The organism is Streptomyces sp. NPDC048604, from assembly GCF_043199435.1.
In the GTDB taxonomy this organism is placed as follows: Bacteria; Actinomycetota; Actinomycetes; order Streptomycetales; family Streptomycetaceae; genus Streptomyces.
Genome location: NZ_JBICVX010000001.1, coordinates 781,147 through 799,561 on the forward strand (window position 1 = coordinate 781,147; position 18,415 = coordinate 799,561).

The following is an 18,415-nucleotide window of genomic DNA, read 5'->3' on the forward strand; positions in this document are numbered from 1 at the left end:
TGACGGCCGGAGGACTGACGGCCGGCTGAACTGCCGGCCGCCGCCGCTCAGGCGTGTGCCGTCGGCGCCACCGACAGGGAGAGCCCCGGTACGGCGCGTACCGCCACCGAGCCGTACGGCGTGCGCAGCCGCAGCCACGGGCCGGCCGCCAGGACGGTCACCGGCACGTCGCCAGGCAGGAAGCCGAGGGACTGGGCGGCGTGGACCGCGCGCAGCGGCAGCCCGGTGCCCGCGACCGTCCGCGACCAGATCTCACGCCCGATCCGGTCCCGCTCCGCCCGCGTCCGCCGTTCCTCCGGCAGCGCCTCGTCCCGCGTGCGGAACTCGGCGACCGCCGCGGCCACGGCGGCGCGCAGCTCGGCGCCCGGAGGCACGCCCTCGACGGACCGCCAGCCGCCCCGCGGCGGCAGGACGCCCGCCCACGGCGGCCCGGTGACGGCTTCGGGCACGACCGCCTTGCCCGCCGACTCCTCGATGCCTTCGAGGAGTTCGCCCGCGGACACGGTCACGTCCAGCGCGAGCGCCTCGTCGACGAGCCGCGCCGTGCGGATCGCGAGCACCTCGAACGACGGTGGCCGCCCGAACACGGCCAGCGCCCCGCCGCCCGCCTGGAGGCGGACGGCGGCGGCCCGGTCGTACCGCAGCAGCCGCTGCAGGAAGCCGGCGAGATCCGCCGCCTCCCGGGCGTCGGCGAAGTGCAACGGAGCGAGCACGGTCATGCGGCGGACGTCATCCCGTCGTCCACGTACTCCTGCAGGAACGACCGCTCCTCCGCGGAGATCCGGCGCGGACGCTGGGCCTCCAGGTCGAAGGGGACGACGACCGTCGACGCGCGGACGTACGTGACGTGCGGGTCCTTGATCTCGTACGCGATGGTGAGCGACGCCGCGCCAATCTTCGTCACCCACGACTCGATGGTGACCGGCTCGTGCCGGTGCACCAGCGGCCGCACGTAGTCGATCTCGTGGCGGGCCACGACGGACCCGCCGGAGAACGACGGCGAGCCGTCCCCCGGCGCGAGCCGGAACATGAAGTCGATCCGCGCCTCTTCCAGGTACCGCAGGAAGACGACGTTGTTGACGTGCCCGAAGGCGTCCATGTCCGACCAGCGCAGCGGGCAGGAGTAGATGTGCCGTGCCATGAAGCGATCAGCCCCGCGTCAGCTTCTTGTACGTGGCGCGGTGCGGACGGGTGGCGTCCGGGCCGAGCCGCTCGACCTTGTTCTTCTCGTAGGACTCGAAGTTGCCCTCGAACCAGAACCACTTGGACTCGCCCTCGTACGCCAGGATGTGCGTGGCGACTCGGTCCAGGAACCAGCGGTCGTGGGAGACGACCACGGCGCAGCCGGGGAAGTCGAGGAGCGCGTTCTCGAGCGAGGACAGGGTCTCGACGTCGAGGTCGTTGGTCGGCTCGTCGAGGAGCAGCAGGTTGCCGCCCTGCTTGAGGGTGAGCGCGAGGTTGAGGCGGTTGCGCTCACCGCCGGAGAGAACGCCCGCCGGCTTCTGCTGGTCCGGGCCCTTGAAGCCGAACGCGGAGACGTACGCCCGCGACGGCATCTCGACCTGGCCGACGTTGATGTAGTCCAGCTCGTCGGAGACGACGGCCCACAGCGTCTTCTTGGGGTCGATGTTGGCGCGGGACTGGTCGACGTACGAGATCTTGACGGTCTCGCCGACCTTGATCTCGCCGGCGTCGGGGGTCTCCAGGCCCTGGAGCATCTTGAAGAGCGTGGTCTTGCCGGCGCCGTTCGGGCCGATCACGCCGACGATGCCGTTACGCGGCAGGGTGAAGCTGAGATCGTCGATGAGGACCTTCTCGCCGAAGGCCTTGGAGAGGTTGTTGACCTCGACGACGATCGAGCCCAGACGCGGGCCCGGCGGGATCTGGATCTCCTCGAAGTCCAGCTTCCGCATCTTGTCGGCCTCGGCGGCCATCTCCTCGTAGCGCGCCAGACGCGCCTTGGACTTGGCCTGGCGCCCCTTGGCGTTGGACCGCACCCACTCGAGCTCTTCCTTGAGGCGCTTCTGGCGCTTCTCGTCCTTGCGGCCCTCGACCTTGAGGCGCTCGGCCTTCTTCTGCAGGTAGGTCGAGTAGTTGCCCTCGTACGGGTGGGCGCGGCCGCGGTCGAGCTCGAGGATCCACTCGGCGACGTTGTCGAGGAAGTACCGGTCGTGGGTGATGGCCACGACGGTGCCCTTGTACTGCGCGAGGTGCTGCTCCAGCCAGTTCACCGACTCGGCGTCGAGGTGGTTGGTGGGCTCGTCGAGCAGCAGCAGGTCGGGGGCCTCGAGCAGCAGCTTGCAGAGCGCCACACGGCGCTTCTCGCCACCGGAGAGGTTGTTGACCGGCCAGTCGCCGGGCGGGCAGCCCAGCGCGTCCATGGCCTGCTCCAGCTGGGCGTCGAGGTCCCACGCGTTGGCGTGGTCCAGGTCGTCCTGGAGCTTGCCCATCTCCTCCATGAGCTCGTCCGTGTAGTTCGTGGCCATCTCCTCGGCGATGGCGTTGAACCGGTTGAGCTTGCCCTTGATCTCGGCGACGCCGTCCTCGACGTTCTCCAGGACGGTCTTGGACTCGTCCAGCTTCGGCTCCTGCATGAGGATGCCGACGGAGTAACCGGGCGCGAGGAACGCGTCACCGTTGGACGGCTGCTCCAGACCGGCCATGATCTTCAGCACGGTGGACTTACCGGCGCCGTTCGGGCCGACCACACCGATCTTCGCACCCGGCAGGAAGCTCAGCGTCACGTCATCGAGGATGACCTTGTCGCCGTGCGCCTTGCGCGTCTTGCGCATCGTGTAGATGTACTCAGCCAAGAGAAACCGTCCGGCAAAGAGTGAGTGGGCAGATACACCCCATCTTGCCTGACGTCCACCCCGCGATGGAAATGGGAACGGCCCCGGTGCGCGGGGCGCAGCGGGGCCGTTGTCACTCGGGGTGACTAGGTGTTGCTCGGTGTCACTCGCCGGCCGGCTTCTTCCTGCGGAGGAAGAAGACCGCGCCGCCGCCGACCAGGACGAGCGCCGCGGCGATGCCGGCGATCATCGGGGTGGCGTTGGAGCTGCCGGTCTCGGCCAGGTCGCCGTCACCGCCGCCGGTGCCGCCGCCCGCGGTGGCCGCGGAGGGCTGCGGGGTGGGCTGCTCGGTCGGGGTGCCCGGGGTGGCCGTCTTGCAGTCGAGGACGCCCTTGAAGGTCTTCTCGAAGCCGTTCGGGCCGGTGATGGTGAAGTCGTACGCCTGGTCCTCGGCGACCGGGATGGTCACGGTCTTGGACTCGCCGGGCTTGATCGTGACCTTCTGGCCCTTGAGCTCGAAGGTGAAGTCCTCGTCGCCCTCGTTGGCCGCCGTGATGTCCACGCCGCCCTTGGCGCAGTTCTTCTCGGCCGAGAGGGCCGGGATCGCGCCCTTCTTCGCCCAGGTCGCGGTCGCCTTGGCGGTGACCGTGGAGGTGCTGGTGCCGGCCAGGATCAGGGTTTGGCTCTTGGTCTCGCTGACGAACGCGCGGCCGATCGGGACCGTGGTGTCCGCCTGGACGTTCAGCGTGGTGGAGCCGTCGGCGGAGCCCGCCGGGACGTCGAAGAAGATCTTCGTGCCGTCGGCGGCGGAGTCGAGGACCTTGCCGTCCTTGTCGACGATCTTCACGCCGGCCGGGGCGCCGGGCGCGAGGCTGAGCGCGGCCTTGGCGGCGTTGGTCTTGACCGTGATCGGGCCGAGCTTCTCGCCCGGGTGACCGGCGACGGACGGCGGGTCGAGGGTCAGGGACGCGCCCGGCTCCTCGAGGTTCTTCGCCTCCTTCTCCAGGTACTCGGTGAGCTTCTGGGCGTCGGCGTCCTCGGGCGTGGCCTCGACCTTGTCCGAGAAGTGCCAGATCGCGGCCTGGGTGCCGGCGGCGGCGGTGTCCTCGGTGAGCTTCGCGGCACCGACCTTCTTCGCCAGCGCGGTCAGGTCGTTGACCTGCGGGAAGGAGTTCTGCAGGATCCAGCGGATCTTGCCGGCGTCCGGGTTGTTGTGCAGGGACGACTGGTCCCAGCCGACCTCCTTGTACTCCGTGCCCTTACGGGCCGGGGTACGCAGGTCGATGCAGTAGGTCTGGATGGCGCCGCCGGGCGTGACGGCCATCTCGAAGAGGCCCGCCTCGGCGTTCCACTTCTTGCCGTCCTTCTCCTCGATGGAGACGGTGTCGTGGATCGCGAGCCTGCCCAGCGTGGCGCTCGCGCCGCCGGAGTTCTGCGCACCCTCGTCGGCCGCCGCCGGTCCCGCAACGGCTATCGCACCCGCAGCGACGAGGCCGGAGACCACGGTCGCGGCGGCAAGGCGGGCTACGCCACGCCTCCGAACAGAAAACATTGGATTCCCCTTCAGGCGATGCTGCTCCGCGTCGTTAGGTCGGTACGCGTGGGGCGAGCGCTTCGCCGGCAGACTCAAGTTCCGCATGAGTACGCGGGAATCCTAGGGACGGGACCGGCCCTGATCCCCCGTCATGCCATCAGATAACCATTTCGAATCGTAATCGTTATCAGCGCTGTCCGCAGAGTCGACAAATCCGCACAACTGCAGCTCAGAACACGGGGGTCGGCTGCTCTACGGAGGGTGGCGCCAGCGTCACGGACCCCTCCGTTCCGCTTTGCGACTGCGCATCACGCGGAGCCGGTTCCGCCGCCCCCACGGGCCGCACCGCGCGTCTGAACGCCGCGGTGCCGCGCGTCAGATCGTGGCCCGCCGCCACCGCGTCCACGTCCACGAACGTCTTCCGCCGCCCGTCCCGCTCCTCCTCACGGACCCTCAGCCGTCCGTGCACCACCAGCGGATCGCCCACCGTCACCGACGCCGCCAGGTTCGCCCCCAGCGAGCGCCACGCGGACACCGTGTAGAAGCTGGTGCTCCCGTCCGCCCAGGCCGACTGCTCGCGCACCCACCGCCGCGCCGTCACCGCGAAGCGGAACCGCGCCACCCCGCCCGTCGGCGTCTCGCGGTACTCCACCCCCGTCGCCACGTTCCCGACCAGTGTCACCGTCGTCTCGTTCACGGCCCTGCCCCCGTCCGTCCGTCCCCGCACACAGCCACCCACGAGTCCCTTGCCCGTGGGGAGACTTCATGATGGAGCGCACGGCGGATCCGCGCTCGCGCCTGTGGACAGGGACGGCGCTGTGGACAAGTCCGTCACCGGTGCGAGTGAGGCGACGTCGTCGACACCCGTACGTACTGCTCCCGGACCTCCCGGTACCGCATCAGCTCCGCCGCCACCGGGTCGAGCACCCGGGCCCGCCCGCAGGCCGCCGCGGCCTCCCGCAGGCCCCGCTCGGCCTCGTCCCCGTACCGCCGCGCCGGGCCCTTCGCCGCCGCCGCGCAGGCCCATTCCACCAGCGGGCCGCCGACGATACCGCCGAGCATCACCAACACCGGCGGCAGCAGCCCCGGTTCGAGGACCCCGATGATCTGGCCCAGCAGCCACAGCGCGCCGAAGATCTGCAGCAGCGTCATCGACGCCTGCACGAGGACTGCCGCCGGCCACCACGCGGGCCGCGGCGGCCGCCCGGCCGGTTCGCCCGCCTCGACGGCCAGCCCGTCGAGGGCCTCCGGCAGTCCCTCCGCCCCGCGTTCCGCCGCCTCGCGCACCGCCTGCGCCCAGGGCGCGGGCAGGCCGCGGGACGCCTCGTCGGAGACGATCCGCACCGCCTGCTCGACGCGCTGCCGAGCGGTCGGCTCCTCCTCCGCCGGCGACTCCAGGCGCGGGTCCGTGCTGCTCCCGTGGTCGCGGGTCCGCTCGTACCAGCGCCACAGCCGCAGCCAGGGCGTGCCGCAGGCCCGGTTGGCGTTGCGCCGCCAGGCGCGTTCGGCGGCCTCGCCGGCCGCGGTGGCACCGACCGCCACGGCGAGCCGGGCGGCGAAGTCCTCCCGGGAGCGCTCGCCGAGGCCGGGCCGGCCGTCGGCCACGTACACCGGGCGCAGCCGGCGCGCGGCGGCGTCGACGTCCGCGGCGAGCCGGCGGGCGGGCGCGGAGCGATCCTGCACGAACCGGCCGAGGAGGTCGCGCAGTTCGCCGACGCCCTCGCCGGTCAGCGCGGACAGGGCGAGCACGGTCGCGCCGGGCTCGCCGTGCTCGCCCAGGGCCATGCCGTCGTCGTCGAGCAGCCGGCGCAGGTCGTCCAGGACGAGGTCGGCGGCCTCGGTGGAGAGCCGGTCGATCTGGTTGAGGACGACGAAGGTGATCTCGGCGTGGCCCGCGAGCGGCCGCAGATAGCGCTCGTGCAGGGCGGCGTCGGCGTACTTCTCCGGGTCGACGACCCAGATCACCGCGTCGACCAGGGCGAGCACCCGGTCGACCTGGTCGCGGTGCGCGGTGACGGCGGAGTCGTGGTCGGGCAGGTCGATCAGGACCAGGCCCTGCAGGTCGGCGTCGGCCGCCCCGCCGGCGAGCGGACGGCGGCGCAGCCGGCCCGGCACGGCGAGCCGGTCGAGCAGCCCGGCGGCGCCCTCGGACCAGCTGAGCGCGATCGGGGCGGAGGTGGTCGGGCGGCGCAGCCCGGTCTCGGAGACCGGCACCCCGGCGAGGGTGTTGAACAGCGTCGACTTGCCGCTGCCGGTGGCCCCGGCGATGGCGACGACGGTGTGCCGGTTCGACAGCCGGCTCCGGGCGGTGGCCTCGTCGATCACCCGCCCGGCCTCGGCGAGCGTCTCCGTCTCCAGGCGGGCCCGGGAGAGCCCGACCAGCTCGTGCAGGGCGTCGAGACGGACCCGCAGGCTGCCGCCGTACGCGCCGCCGACGGGCAGGCCCGGATCGCGGCGCTCGCCGTCCTCGGGGGCGTCGACGGCGGGGTCGGGGTCCCGGCCGGGGTCGTGGTCGTGGTCGTCCGGAGTCGGCGTGGACGGCCGCCCGGCCACCCGGCGCGCGATCAGTCCGTCGTCCCAGCGGTCGTCCACCGTGCTCACCGGCTCACCTTCTCCTTCTTCAGTACGGACAGGGCGGCGATCAGCGCGGCCTGCGGCTCCGGCGTCACGTCGAGGGCGTCGAGCGGGGCGAGGCGGCGGTCGCGTTCGGTGTGCAGGACCCGGTCGAGGTACGCGGCGACCAGCTCGCCGCCCCGGTCGCGCAGCCGCAGCGCGCCCTGGGCGCCGAGGAGTTCGGCGAGCCGGTCGCCGGCGGCGCGGGTGCGGCGGCCGCCGAGGAGCGTGGCGGCGAGCAGCGCGGCGACGGTCTCGGCGTCGGGGGCGGCGGCGCGGTCGACGCCGCCGAGCTCCTCCTCGGCGAGTTCCTCCAGTTCGCGCCGCCAGCGCCGTACGGCGATGCCGATGCGCTCGCCGGACTCCCGGTCGGGCACGCCGTGGACGCCGATCGCCTGCGCCGCCGGCTCACGCCGCCAGGCGTCCCGTACGCGCTCGTCGGCGGCGGCGACGGCGCACTGGAGCAGCGAGCCGAGGGACTCGGCGAGGGCGTCGAGGAGTTCCGTCGCCGAACTGTCCCGGGGGTAGCCACGCCAGCGGGTGCGGGCGTCTCCGGCGAGGACGGCGCCGCGGGCGAGCCGGTCGCGGACCCGCTCGGACTGGTCCTCGTACGCGGCCTCCACGGCGCCGCCGAGGCGGACGGCGGCGGCGTACTGGGCGGCGACGGCGCCGGCGAGCTCGGGCATCCGGGTGTCGAGGGAGTCGATGACGCCGGCGGCAGTGCGGCCGGCGGCCTGCTGGCGGGCGGCGGGGTCCTGGGCGCGGTGGGCGAGCCAGGCGCGCAGCGCGGCCACGGCGGTGTCGGGCAGCAGCCCGCTGCCGCCGCCGGCGGACTCGGGCAGTTCGGGGACGGTGAACCGGGGCACGTCGCCGAGCCCGGCCTTGATCAGCAGCGCCTCGTACTGGCGGGAGACCTCGCCGATGACCTGGTGCGGGACGCGGTCGAGGACGGCGACGAGAGTGGCGTCGTACTCCTTGGCGGTGCGCAGCAGATGCCAGGGCACGGCGTCGGCGTAACGGGAGGCGGTGGTGACCATGACCCAGATGTCGGCGGCGCAGATCAACTCGGCGGCCAGGACGCGGTTCTCGACGACGAGGGAGTCGATGTCGGGGGCGTCGAGCAGGGCGAGGCCGCGGGGCAGCGAGGAGGCGGTCTCGACGCGGAGGACGCTGCCGTCGGGGGCGGCAGGGTGGGGCCGCTCGTCGTCGTGCTGGGGCAGCCAGACGCGGGTGAGCTGGGGCAGCACGCGCATGCCGGCGAACCAGTGGTGGTCGTCGGGGTGGCAGACGAGGACCGGGGTGCGGGTGGTGGGCCGCAGGACTCCGGCCTCGCTGACGGGGCGTCCCACAAGGGAGTTGACGAGCGTGGACTTGCCGGCCCCGGTGGATCCGCCGACGACCGCGAGCAGGGGGGCGTCGGGATCTTTGAGGCGGGGCACCAGATAGTCGTCGAGCTGTGCGAGAAGCTCGGCCCGGGTCTGCCGGGCCCGTGGCGCACCGGGAAGGGGGAGGGGCAGACGCAGCGCGGCGACTCGGTCGCGCAGGGCGGAGAGTGCGTCGAGGAGCTGAGGCCGTTCTTCCATGGTCACCACATGCGAAGAATGCCCAATTTTGGAGCCTTTTTGAAGCGTATAACGTCCCTGCGCGCCGATATCGCGGGTGTGCCAGCGGGGCGTACGGACAGAAGGAACGGAAGGGGCGAGCGGACCTCAGGCATAACGAGTGCACAACACCCGAGCCGAGAGGCGCAAAAAGCGCTGCGTGAATCGCACCTGCCTGCGATTATCGTTCCGCTTCACCGAACCTCCACATCGTGCCACGCAGGTGAAGCACGCGGGCCAAGGCGATCCGAGCCCTATCCTTGACCCGGCACGGCCACGGGCGTCCCCACGGGACACCCCAGCCACCCGGCCACCACCGGCCCCCGTAGCTCAGCGGATAGAGCAGGTGCCTTCTAAGCACTTGGCCGCAGGTTCGAGTCCTGCCGGGGGCGCAAGATCAGGACCCTCCTTCGGGAGGGTCCTTTTTGCCGGTGCCGGTCTGTTCGGCGTCCGGGTGGGACGGGTTCCAGAGTCGGTCGGCTTCGCCGCGGGCCAGGTGCTCTTCGTAGATGCGCACCTTGTAGCGCATCACGTCCAGGGTGTCCTGGAGCTCGCGGATCTGCGTCTCCACGTGGGTCTCGTGTCGGCGCAGCAATTCGAGACGCTCGCGTTCGTTGCCCGGGCCCTGGCGGGCCAGTTCGATGTACTGGCGGATCATCGCCAGGGGCATGCCGGAGGAGCGCAGTTTCGTGCAGACGGCCAGCCACTCCACGTCTTCCTCGTGGTAGATCCGGCGGCCGTTGGACAGGCGGCGCACCGGGTTGGCGAACAGGCCCTCCCGCTCGTAGAACCGCAGCGCGTGCACGCTCAGCCCGCTGCGCCGTGCCACCTCACCGATGCTCAGGTCCATGAGCGCCCCTCCCCCACACGGCTGTTGATCTAGACCCGACTCTAGGTTCTAGCGTCGGGTCGACGGGTCGACAGGTCATCGGGCCATCCGGCCAATGGAACAGGGGGAATCATGAGCGTTTGGTTTGTCACCGGGGCGTCGCGTGGGCTCGGCGCGGAGATCACGCGGGAGGCGCTGGGCCGCGGACACCGCGTCATCGCCACGGCGCGGGATGCGGAGGCGGTGCTCCGGGCGTACCCGCACCAGCCGGACGGACTGCTCGCGGCGAGCGTGGACGTGACCGAGCCGGAGCAGCTGGCGGCCGCGGTGGAGGCCGGTCTGGCGAGGTTCGGCCGGATCGACGTCGTGGCCAACAACGCCGGTTACGGCCTTGTCGGCGCGATCGAGGAGACGTCCGACAAGGCCGCCCGGGCGCTGTTCGACGTCAATGTCTTCGGCGCGCTCAACACCTTGCGGGCGACGCTCCCGACGTTGCGCGCCCAGCGCTCCGGACACGTCCTGAACATCGGCTCCGTGGGCGGCTTCGCCACCGCGCCGGCGGTGGGCCTGTACGGCGCGTCGAAGTTCGCCCTGGAGGGCATCTCCGAGGCGCTGCACGCCGAGCTGGCCCCGCTCGGCGTCCGCGTCACGGTCGTGGAGCCGGGCGGGTTCCGCACCGACTTCCTCAGCAGCCTGAGCATGCAGGTCGAACCGGCCTCCATCGCCGACTACGCCGCCGCCACCGGGCCGGTGCGCGAGGCCCTGGCCGGCTTCGACGGCCGCCAGCCGGGCGATCCCGCGAAGGCGGCGAAGGCCGTCGTCGACGTCACGGAGGCCCCCGAGCCGCCGCTGCGCCTTCAACTGGGAGCGGACGCGGTCGAGCGTGTCGAGGCGAAGCTGGATCTCGTGCGGCGTGAGCTGGACCGGTGGCGCCATGTGGCGCTGTCCACCGGGGCCTGAGAAGCAGGCTGCCTGTCCGGCTGCGGGCTCCAGCGCCTCTGCCCCGAGAGACCGGCATGAGCGTGCCGCACTGCAACCGCCTTGCCGCGGCGACCCGCCCCTCCACCTCGTGAGACGGCGCGTCCGCCCCTCGGGCGGGCGCACCCATTGCCTCCGGCCGGGATGGCACTTATCTTCGAGCGGACACCTACGGACCGGGATGCTCGTCAGTCCCGGGGCGGCTCCGCTTCTGCCGGGGCCGGACGGCGGGGAGCGGCCCTCCATCGTGAGGGCGGCTGGACGCCGGGCGTACGGGATCTTCGTATCCGCGTACCCGCAGGAGCAGGCACATGAGCAAGCACGTCCTCGCGCAGAACCAGTACGGCAAGGCCGAGAACCGCATCGTCAAGATCACCCGCAAGGGGTCCGAGGGTTCGTGGCACGAGATCCGCGATCTGAACGTGTCGGTGGCGCTGCGCGGCGAGTTCCGCGACGTCCATCTGACCGGCGACAACGGCAACTGTCTGCCGACCGACACCACCAAGAACACGGTGTACGCCTTCGCCAAGGAGCACGACGTCACCTCGCCGGAGGCCTTCGGCATCCAGCTGGCGAAGCACTTCGTGAACTCCCAGGCGGTGATCCACGAGGCCCAGATCCGTGTCGAGGAGTACGCCTGGGAGCGGATCCCGGTGCCGACCCGCAAGGAGCAGCACTCCTTCGTGCGCAGCGGCCAGGAGGTCCGCACCGCGCAGATCACCTACGGCGGCAGCACGGGCCTGCAGGTCATCTCGGGTCTGAAGGACCTGACGGTGATGAACTCGACCAACTCCGAGTTCCACGGCTACATCAAGGACAGGTACACGACGCTCAAGGAGGCGTACGACCGCATCCTGGCGACCAAGGTCACGGCCCGCTGGGCGCACTCGGTCTCGGCCTCGGACGACGCCGGGCACGACTGGGACCGCTCGTACAAGAAGGTCCGCACGCACATGCTGGAGGCGTTCGCCGAGACCTACAGCTACTCGCTGCAGCAGACGCTGCACGCGATGGCGGACCGGGTCCTGGACAACGTGGCGAGCGTCAACGAGGTGCGGCTGAACCTGCCGAACAAGCACCACTTCCTCGTCGACCTGGAGCCCTTCGGGCTGAAGAACGACAACGAGGTGTACTTCGCCGCCGACCGGCCGTACGGCCTGATCGAGGGCACCATCCACCGTGACGGCGTGCGTCCGGTCATCTCGACCAGCGACTGGATCGTCGCCTGACGCCTGCCCGCCGAGGGCTCACCGCCCGGCCGCCGTGACGCCGAGCCATACGGCGACGAGTCCGGCGGCCAGGCTGCCCAGCACGTTCAGCGCCGCCCGGAGCCCGGCCCCGCTCTCGTACAGCTTCAGCGACTCGTACGAGAACGTGGAGTACGTGGTGAGGGCGCCGCACAGCCCGGCGCCGAGCAGCAGCTGGGCGTGCGCCGAGGAGACGCCCGTCAGCAGGCCGAGCACGAACGAGCCGGCGACGTTGACGGTGAACGTCCCCCACGGGAAGGCCGTGCCGTGCCTGGCCTGCACGGCCCGGTCGACGAGATAGCGCAGCGGCGCGCCGACCGCGCCGCCCGCCAGGACGAGCAGCCAGTTCACGCGGCCCGCCCCTTTCCGGCCAGGGCGCGCCGGGCCGCGGCCGTCCCCGCCGCCACCGCGGCGAGCGCGGCGACCGGCGTCGCCGCCAGGTACGCGAGGCCGCGCAGGGTCTCCCCGGCCGCCAGGAGCCGCTGCGTGTCGAGAGCGAACGTCGAGAACGTCGTGAAGCCGCCCAGGACGCCGGTGCCGAGGAACGGCCGGACGAGCGGGTGCGGCACGGCCGCGGTCTCCGTGACCAGCACCATCAGCACGCCGATGGCCGCACAGCCGAGGACGTTCACGCCGAAGGTGGTCCAGGGGAACGCCCCGGCCGGGGTGGGCCAGGCGAGGCCGGCGCCGTAGCGGGCCGCCGCGCCGAGCGCTCCGCCGACGGCGACGGCGACGACGACGCCGGCCACCGGGAGCGGGGCGCGCGGGTGCATGCGCCCAGGCTAGTCGGCGAGGGAATCGAGCGAATCCAGCAGCGCCGTGGCCCAGCCGGCGTCGTAGGCGTCGAGGCGGGGGAGCCCTCCGTCGTACAGGTCGCCGGTGAAGACGTACGTCGGCCCCGGGTTGTGGGCGGAGTAGCCGCCGGCCGCGAAGAAGTGCGGGCTGCCCTGGATGTCCGGGCCCTGCGCCTCGTGCCACTGCTCGTACACCTCGCGCCGGCCCGCGCCCCGGGCGAGCGCGGCCTCCAGGGCGGCGGCGTCGACGTCGGGGCAGTCGGCGGCGAGGTCGAGGATCACGGAGTGCACGGCTATGCAGCGGTGCTCGGTGTAGAACGCGCGGCGCAGCGCCGCGTCGAGCTGGTCGGAGCCGCGCAGCCCGCCGACCTCGGGGGCCTTGGCGGCCTGGACCGCCTCGATCGCGGGCAGCACGGTGGACGGGTACTCCCAGGCGGGCGCGTTCCACAGCCGCCAGCCGAGTTCGGGGAAGTGCGCGCCGAGCATGACCACTTCGGCGTCGACGATGTGCTTGGGCGTGGGCTGCCGGTTGAACAGCTCCAGCGGGAAGGCGCGGTGGTCGATCAGGAGATCCCGGCCGCTTTCGGCTGCGGTGGTGCGCAGCGTGTGCAGGGCGAGGGAGGCCCAGGGACAGCCGGGGTCGGACCAGGCGACGACGACGTCGGGGTGTCCCCCGGTCGCGCGGAGCCGAGAGCTCGGGGAGGGGTTCGGGTCTCGTTCGGGTGTCATGGGGGCGAGGGTGAGCGCCGTCCGGCGGTCCGTCCAGGGGCGGCGGCACAGTTCGTCACCATGGCGCCAGCTTTCCGGATAAGTTTCCGTTTAGCGCTCCGGTCGTGCACCATGGAAGGGCGCGCACAGTCGTGCGGGCCATCCTGGGGCGGGACGGAGTCAGCAGTGCAGTTCGGGATCTTCACCGTCGGGGACAGGACCACCGACCCGACGAACGGCAGCACGCCGGACGAGTACCGGCGCATCAAGGCGATGGTCGAGATCGCGGTCAAGGCGGAGGAGGCGGGCTTCGACGTCTTCGCGACCGGGGAGCACCACAATCCGCCGTTCGTGCCGTCCTCCCCGACCACGCTGCTCGGGCACATCGCGGCGCGGACCGAGCGGCTGATCCTCTCCACGTCCACGACGCTGATCACCACCAACGACCCGGTGAAGATCGCCGAGGACTACGCCTTCCTGCAACACCTCGCGGACGGCCGGGTCGACCTGATGATGGGCCGCGGCAACACCGGCCCGGTCTACCCGTGGTTCGGGCAGGACATCCGGCAGGGCATCCCGCTCGCCGTGGAGAACTACGCGCTGCTGCACCGGCTGTGGCGGGAGGACGTGGTCGACTGGCAGGGCCGTTTCCGTACGGCGCTCCAGGGCTTCACGGCCACCCCGCGCCCGCTCGACGGAGTGCCCCCGTTCGTCTGGCACGGTTCCATCCGCTCGCCCGAGATCGCCGAGCAGGCCGCGTACTACGGCGACGGCTTCTTCGCCAACCACATCTTCTGGCCCAAGCAGCACACGGCCCGGATGGTGGACCTCTACCGCCGCCGCTTCGCGCACTACGGCCACGGCACGCCCGAGCAGGCGATCGTGGGCCTCGGCGGGCACGTGTTCGTACGGCGCAACTCCCAGGACGCGGTACGGGAGTTCCGCCCGTACTTCGACCACGCGCCGGTCTACGGCGGCGGGCCGTCGCTGGAGGAGTACATGCGCGAGACGCCGATGACGGTCGGCTCGCCGCAGCAGATCATCGACCGGACGCTGTCCTTCCGCGAGTACGTCGGCGACTACCAGCGGCAGTTGTTCCTGGTGGACTCGGGCGGGCTGCCGCAGAAGACGGTCCTGGAGCAGCTGGACCTGCTGGGCGAGGAGGTACTGCCGGTGCTGCGCAAGGAGTTCGCGGCGCTGCGGCCGGCGGGCGTCCCCGAGGGGCCGACCCACGCGGCGCGGGTGGCCCGGCGGGACGCGGACGCGGAGCGCGCGGCGGAGGACGCGCGAGGGGCCTGACGCGGCCTGCGCCTGAGGCGCGTGGGGCTGCTGAGGCACGAGGAGACAGCAGGGGCGGCACCCGGCCTGGGGCATTAACCGGGGCCGTCCCCTTGCTGCCTCGTGAAGCGATCGTGCGGCCGGCGCGGGAAACGGTCAAAGTCGGCCGACGGAATCTGTCAGATGCCGTCGGCCACTGTCACACCACAGGGGCGCAGGTGTGGCCCGACCACACCCACCGGTGCTCCGAGCACCCGCGCGAGCACCATCGGCGAGAAACGGAACCGCTTTGTCCACGCCGGGCCGGGACCCCCGGTGGTCCGGCCACCATCGGCTCGCGAAGACGGGTGCCGGGTCCACCTCGTCCCACGGGCCCGGAGACGGGACCGTGGAAGGGCAGCTTGAGGGAGCTGCCCAACCCTGGCAGGAGAGTCGTGAGTGTCGTGAGCACCCCCGTCGCAATCTCGAGGACGACCGTTCCGCACCCGTCGGGACTGCCGCCGCTGGGACCCCGTCCCGGCGGGACCGCCGCCCCCCGGCGCGCCGCCCGTCCCGCCTCCGCCCGCACCGCGCCGGCCCGCAACACGCCGGACACCGCCGCCGGGCCGAGCTTCGGCGACGCGGTGACCGACGAGGTCTTCGGCGAACTGAGCACCGCGCTCTTCTCCGCGTTCCCGCGCCGGGACCAGCGTCTGAAGGCCGAGCAGTACTTACAGGGTCTGCTGACCGCGCAGGGCCGCAAGTCGATCCGGAACATCGCGGCCCAGTTCGGCGGTCCGGCCGCGGAGCAGAGCCTGCACCACTTCATCTCCAGCTCGACCTGGGACTGGCGGCCCATGCGGGCCTCGCTCGCCGGGTTCCTGGAGCGCAGCAGCTGCCCGCAGGCGTGGGTGGTGCGCTCGATGCCGATCCCGAAGGCCGGCGAGCACTCGGTGGGCGTGGACCGCAGCTTCGACCCGGAGCGCGGCCAGGTCTTCCGGGGCCAGCAGGCCTTCGGCGTGTGGTTCGCCGCGGAGGACCTGAGCGTCCCGGTCAACTGGCGGCTGTTCCTGCCGGATCCGTGGGTCAAGGACCGCACCCGGCGGGACCGGGCGGAGGTCCCGGCGGGCGCCGGCGAGGAGACCCTGGAGGAGTGCGGGGTCGCGGCCGCCCTGGAGGTCGCCCGCTGGAAGGACGTCACCCGCAAGCCGGTGCTGCTCGACATCCGCGGGGGCGCGGGGCGCGGGGCGCTGACCCGGCTCTCGACGGCCGGGCTGCCGGTGATCGCCCGGATCGGCGCGACGTGCCGGCTGATGGTCGCGGACCGGGCGCTGCCCGGCTTCGGCGCGGGCCCGCTGCCCGCGCAGCAGATACTGGAATCGCTCAAGGCGCTGCGCCGGCCGGTGAGCTGGCTGGACGTCTCCTGCGGCAGCCGCACCTCGCGTACCTCGCTGGCCACCGCGGTACGGGTGGCGATGCCGGGCGCGGTGGGCGAACGGCCGCGGGCGATGCTGCTGGTGGGCGAGTGGGACGATCCGCGCCGGGCGCTGACCCGGATCTGGCTGACCGATCTGACCGGGCTCCCGGTCGGGCAGGTGCTGCGGCTGACCAAGCTGACCCGGCGCGTCGAGCGGGACTTCTCGCACGTCGGCGAGGGCGCGGGGCTGCGGGACTTCGTCGGCCGCTCCTTCCGCGGCTGGAACCGGCACATCACGCTGGCCTCCGCGGCGCACGCGGTGACCGTGCTCGCCGGCGACGGCGGCGAGGCGTACCGCCCGCCGGTCCGCCGCCTCGGCTGACGGCCCGGCGCACCGGCCGACGGTCCGGCGGGGCCCCTGCACGGAGCCTCGCCTCGCCGCGGCGATCGCGCCGTACGGCCCCCGTCGGCGGCGCGCCCCCGCTACCCGGCTCCCCGCTACCAGCCCCCCGCTACCCCGCCCCGCCGTCCCGGCCGCCGCGCTCGGCCGGGGCGGCGCGCTGCTGGACCAGGACGTCGCGGGTGCGCTGGAGGCGCAGCGCCAGCTGGACCTCCAGGACCCGGCCGGGCTTCTGCCAGTCGGCGCCGAGGAGTTCGCCGATCCGGTCGAGCCGTCGGGAGACCGTGTTCGGGTGGACGTGCAGCTCCTCGGCCGCGTTGGTGGGGCTGGCGCCCGAGGCGAAGTAGGCCTCCAGGGTGCGGGTCAGCTCGGTGAACCGCTCGGCGTCGTAGTCGAGGACCGGACCGATCGCCGACTCGATGAAGCCGTCCACGTCGTGGTCGTCGGAGAGCAGCAGGCCCAGGAAGCCGAGGTCCTGCACGGAGGCGGCCGAGCCCGCCCCGTTCAGCGCGGTCAGCGCGTCCAGGCAGCGCATCGCCTCCTGGTACATCCTCGGCACCGCGTCCGCGTCCCGGCCCGGTCCCGCCGCACCCACCGACACCGGGTGGCCGAGCAGCGGCGTCAGCTCGTCCGAGACGGAGCGCGCGGCGGCGGAGGCGTCGAGTCCGGGCAGCAGCAGCACGATGCAGCCGCCCTGCACCGTCTTCAGCCCGGCCATGCGGTACGCGTACGAGGAGGCCCACACCACCGCCCGGCCCTGCTCGCCGCCCTCGGGTCTCGCCACCACGAGGACGTGCGGGGCGCTCAGGTCGATGCCGAGCCGCCGGGAGCGCTGCATCATCTGCTGCGGGGCGTGCTGGGTCTCGCTCAGCAGGTCGTCGAGCAGCTCGTCGCGGACCGGGCCCTCGGCGACGGCGGTGGAGCGGCGCATCAGCAGCAGGAACGCCACGGACTGCGCGGACAGTTCGAGCAGCCGCTCGTCCTCCTCGGTCAGCCCGGTCGCGGTGCGTATGACGAGCACGCCGAGGTCCTCGGAGCCGGCGATCACCGGCGCCACCCAGGTGTTCTCCCCGGTGACCACGGGTCTGCGGCCGGCGTGGGCGTCGAGCGACGCCTTCGCCACGGCCTCCTCGTCCAGATCGGCCAGTTCGCCGCCGGAGGCCAGCGCCCGGCCTCCGGGGTCGCGGATCAGGACCGTGCCGTCGAGGGCGTCGCCCGCGGCCTTCGCCACGTTGCACAGGTCGCCGCCGGAGAGCACCAGGTTCATGATCCGGCTGTGCGCCTCGCCGACGTGCCGCATCCGGGTCAGGCTGGAACGGGTGCGGGAGCTGTCCAGTTCGAGCTCGGTCACCTCGGCGCGGGTCTGGTCGAGCAGGCCGGCCTTCACGATGGCGACCGCGGCGAGGTCGGCCAGCGAGCTCATCAGCCCGATCTCGTCCGCGCTGTAGTGCCGCACCTGACGGTCCGCGCCGTACAGCGCGCCGAGGGTCGAGTCCCCGTTGCGCAGCGGGACGGCCATCACGGCGCGCAGTCCCTCGGCGCGGACCACGTCGTCGATCGCCTCGTCGTGCCGGAAGCGGTCGTCGGCGAGGTAGTCCGCTGACCAGGCGGGCGCGCCGGCCGCGTGCGCCACGCCGCCGATGCCCCGGTCGTCGGGCACCCGCATCCCGGTGAGCAGGGAGGTGGTGGCGCCCTCGAAGGTGCGGATGTACGAGACGCCGCCGGGGCCGCGCAGGCTCACGTACGCCAGGTCGAAGTCGATCAGGCCGCGGGCGCGCCGGGTGATGATCCGCAGCAGCCCGTCCACGTCGTACGGGAAGGTCAGGTCCCGGGCGGTGTCGACGAGCGCGACGAGGCCGGCCTCGCGCTGCTCGCGGCGGCCGGCCGAGGACGTGATGCGGCGGGCCAACTGGACGGCCCGGTCCAGTCGTTCGAGCGTCCCCGCCGAGGCGCCGGAGAGGCGGATCCGGTGCAGCAGGTCCTCGAACTCCCCCGGCGGAGCCTGCCGGGCGAGGAGTTCGAGCACGGTCATCAGGCCCGTCTCCTCCGCGTCGTCCGCCGCGTCCCTGTACACGCACTGCCCCCACTGTCGTCCCGCAACGCGAGCCGACGGCCCCCTGCCCCCGGCTCCCCCAGAGGTTCCAACGGCCGGCCGGGTTCCTGTGTTCCCGTTCCGTCCGCGACCGCTCCCGGTAATTTGTCAAATGGCCCTGGACGGAAGAGTTTCACGCCCTAGGGTGAGGGC

At 72.5% G+C, this 18,415-nt stretch carries 16 protein-coding genes and 1 tRNA gene; 5 read left to right on the plus strand and 12 right to left on the minus strand.

Features of this window, described 5'->3' with window-relative positions; genetic code table 11:
- Positions 1–47 precede the first annotated feature (47 nt).
- From ACGFMM_RS03660 to ACGFMM_RS03690, 7 genes are all read right to left on the minus strand, one after another.
- The gene (locus ACGFMM_RS03660; protein WP_393642724.1) at positions 48–719 is read right to left on the minus strand and encodes a hypothetical protein; all 672 of its coding nucleotides are present in this window, start codon (positions 717–719) and stop codon (positions 48–50) included.
- Positions 716–1,141 (minus strand): acyl-CoA thioesterase, encoded by a 426-nt coding sequence (locus ACGFMM_RS03665; RefSeq protein ID WP_393642725.1) that lies wholly within the window; start codon positions 1,139–1,141, stop codon positions 716–718. Before ACGFMM_RS03665 ends, ACGFMM_RS03660 begins: the two co-directional genes overlap by 4 nt.
- Before the next feature lie 7 nt (positions 1,142–1,148).
- Positions 1,149–2,813 carry an energy-dependent translational throttle protein EttA gene (gene ettA / locus ACGFMM_RS03670; protein ID WP_393642726.1) on the minus strand — a complete coding sequence of 555 codons (1,665 nt, stop codon included), beginning with the start codon at positions 2,811–2,813 and terminating at the stop codon, positions 1,149–1,151.
- Positions 2,814–2,955: 142 nt separating this feature from the next.
- Positions 2,956–4,344, minus strand: coding sequence for a Cys-Gln thioester bond-forming surface protein (locus tag ACGFMM_RS03675; RefSeq protein ID WP_393642728.1), 1,389 nt, complete (start codon positions 4,342–4,344; stop codon positions 2,956–2,958).
- Positions 4,345–4,555: 211 nt separating this feature from the next.
- Positions 4,556–5,023 carry a single-stranded DNA-binding protein gene (locus ACGFMM_RS03680; RefSeq protein WP_393642730.1) on the minus strand — a complete coding sequence of 156 codons (468 nt, stop codon included), beginning with the start codon at positions 5,021–5,023 and terminating at the stop codon, positions 4,556–4,558.
- 134 nt (positions 5,024–5,157) lie between these two features.
- Complete coding sequence (locus ACGFMM_RS03685; protein WP_393642731.1) at positions 5,158–6,927, minus strand: GTPase; 1,770 nt, start codon at positions 6,925–6,927, stop codon at positions 5,158–5,160.
- Positions 6,924–8,522: a dynamin family protein gene (locus ACGFMM_RS03690; RefSeq protein WP_393642733.1), complete on the minus strand. Its 1,599-nt coding sequence runs from the start codon at positions 8,520–8,522 to the stop codon at positions 6,924–6,926. The genes ACGFMM_RS03685 and ACGFMM_RS03690 overlap by 4 nt, the downstream gene beginning before the upstream one ends.
- A 337-nt stretch (positions 8,523–8,859) precedes the next feature.
- Here ACGFMM_RS03690 and ACGFMM_RS03695 point away from each other — a divergent pair.
- A tRNA-Arg gene (locus tag ACGFMM_RS03695) sits at positions 8,860–8,932 on the plus strand.
- A 5-nt stretch (positions 8,933–8,937) separates the two neighbouring features.
- Here ACGFMM_RS03695 and ACGFMM_RS03700 read toward each other — a convergent pair.
- Complete coding sequence (locus tag ACGFMM_RS03700; RefSeq protein WP_393642735.1) at positions 8,938–9,390, minus strand: MerR family transcriptional regulator; 453 nt, start codon at positions 9,388–9,390, stop codon at positions 8,938–8,940.
- 111 nt (positions 9,391–9,501) lie between these two features.
- Between ACGFMM_RS03700 and ACGFMM_RS03705 the strand changes: the two genes are divergently transcribed.
- A complete protein-coding gene (locus tag ACGFMM_RS03705; RefSeq protein ID WP_393642737.1) occupies positions 9,502–10,329 on the plus strand; it encodes an oxidoreductase in 828 nt (275 codons plus the stop codon).
- A 329-nt stretch (positions 10,330–10,658) separates the two neighbouring features.
- The gene (gene pucL / locus ACGFMM_RS03710; protein WP_393642738.1) at positions 10,659–11,576 is read left to right on the plus strand and encodes a factor-independent urate hydroxylase; all 918 of its coding nucleotides are present in this window, start codon (positions 10,659–10,661) and stop codon (positions 11,574–11,576) included.
- Between the two features lie 18 nt (positions 11,577–11,594).
- On the opposite strand, the gene crcB (ACGFMM_RS03715) is transcribed toward pucL, so the two are convergent.
- Genes crcB (ACGFMM_RS03715) through ACGFMM_RS03725 form a run of 3 tightly spaced genes read right to left on the minus strand, consistent with a single transcriptional unit; the run spans position 11,595 to position 13,117 of the window.
- Entirely contained in the window at positions 11,595–11,945 is a 351-nt protein-coding gene (gene crcB / locus ACGFMM_RS03715; protein ID WP_393642740.1) for a fluoride efflux transporter CrcB, read from the minus strand.
- Positions 11,942–12,367, minus strand: coding sequence for a fluoride efflux transporter CrcB (gene crcB, locus ACGFMM_RS03720; RefSeq protein ID WP_393642742.1), 426 nt, complete (start codon positions 12,365–12,367; stop codon positions 11,942–11,944). Before crcB (ACGFMM_RS03720) ends, crcB (ACGFMM_RS03715) begins: the two co-directional genes overlap by 4 nt.
- Positions 12,368–12,376: 9 nt before the next feature.
- Positions 12,377–13,117 carry a DsbA family protein gene (locus ACGFMM_RS03725; protein ID WP_393642743.1) on the minus strand — a complete coding sequence of 247 codons (741 nt, stop codon included), beginning with the start codon at positions 13,115–13,117 and terminating at the stop codon, positions 12,377–12,379.
- Between the two features lie 165 nt (positions 13,118–13,282).
- On the opposite strand from ACGFMM_RS03725, the gene ACGFMM_RS03730 reads away from it, so the two are divergent.
- Both ACGFMM_RS03730 and ACGFMM_RS03735 read left to right on the plus strand, forming a co-directional pair.
- Positions 13,283–14,395: an LLM class flavin-dependent oxidoreductase gene (locus tag ACGFMM_RS03730; RefSeq protein WP_393642744.1), complete on the plus strand. Its 1,113-nt coding sequence runs from the start codon at positions 13,283–13,285 to the stop codon at positions 14,393–14,395.
- Between the two features lie 422 nt (positions 14,396–14,817).
- A complete protein-coding gene (locus tag ACGFMM_RS03735) occupies positions 14,818–16,152 on the plus strand; it encodes an IS701 family transposase (protein ID WP_393642746.1) in 1,335 nt (444 codons plus the stop codon).
- A 130-nt stretch (positions 16,153–16,282) separates the two neighbouring features.
- On the opposite strand, the gene ACGFMM_RS03740 is transcribed toward ACGFMM_RS03735, so the two are convergent.
- Complete coding sequence (locus ACGFMM_RS03740; protein ID WP_393642814.1) at positions 16,283–18,202, minus strand: helix-turn-helix domain-containing protein; 1,920 nt, start codon at positions 18,200–18,202, stop codon at positions 16,283–16,285.
- Between the last annotated feature and the right edge of the window lie 213 nt (positions 18,203–18,415).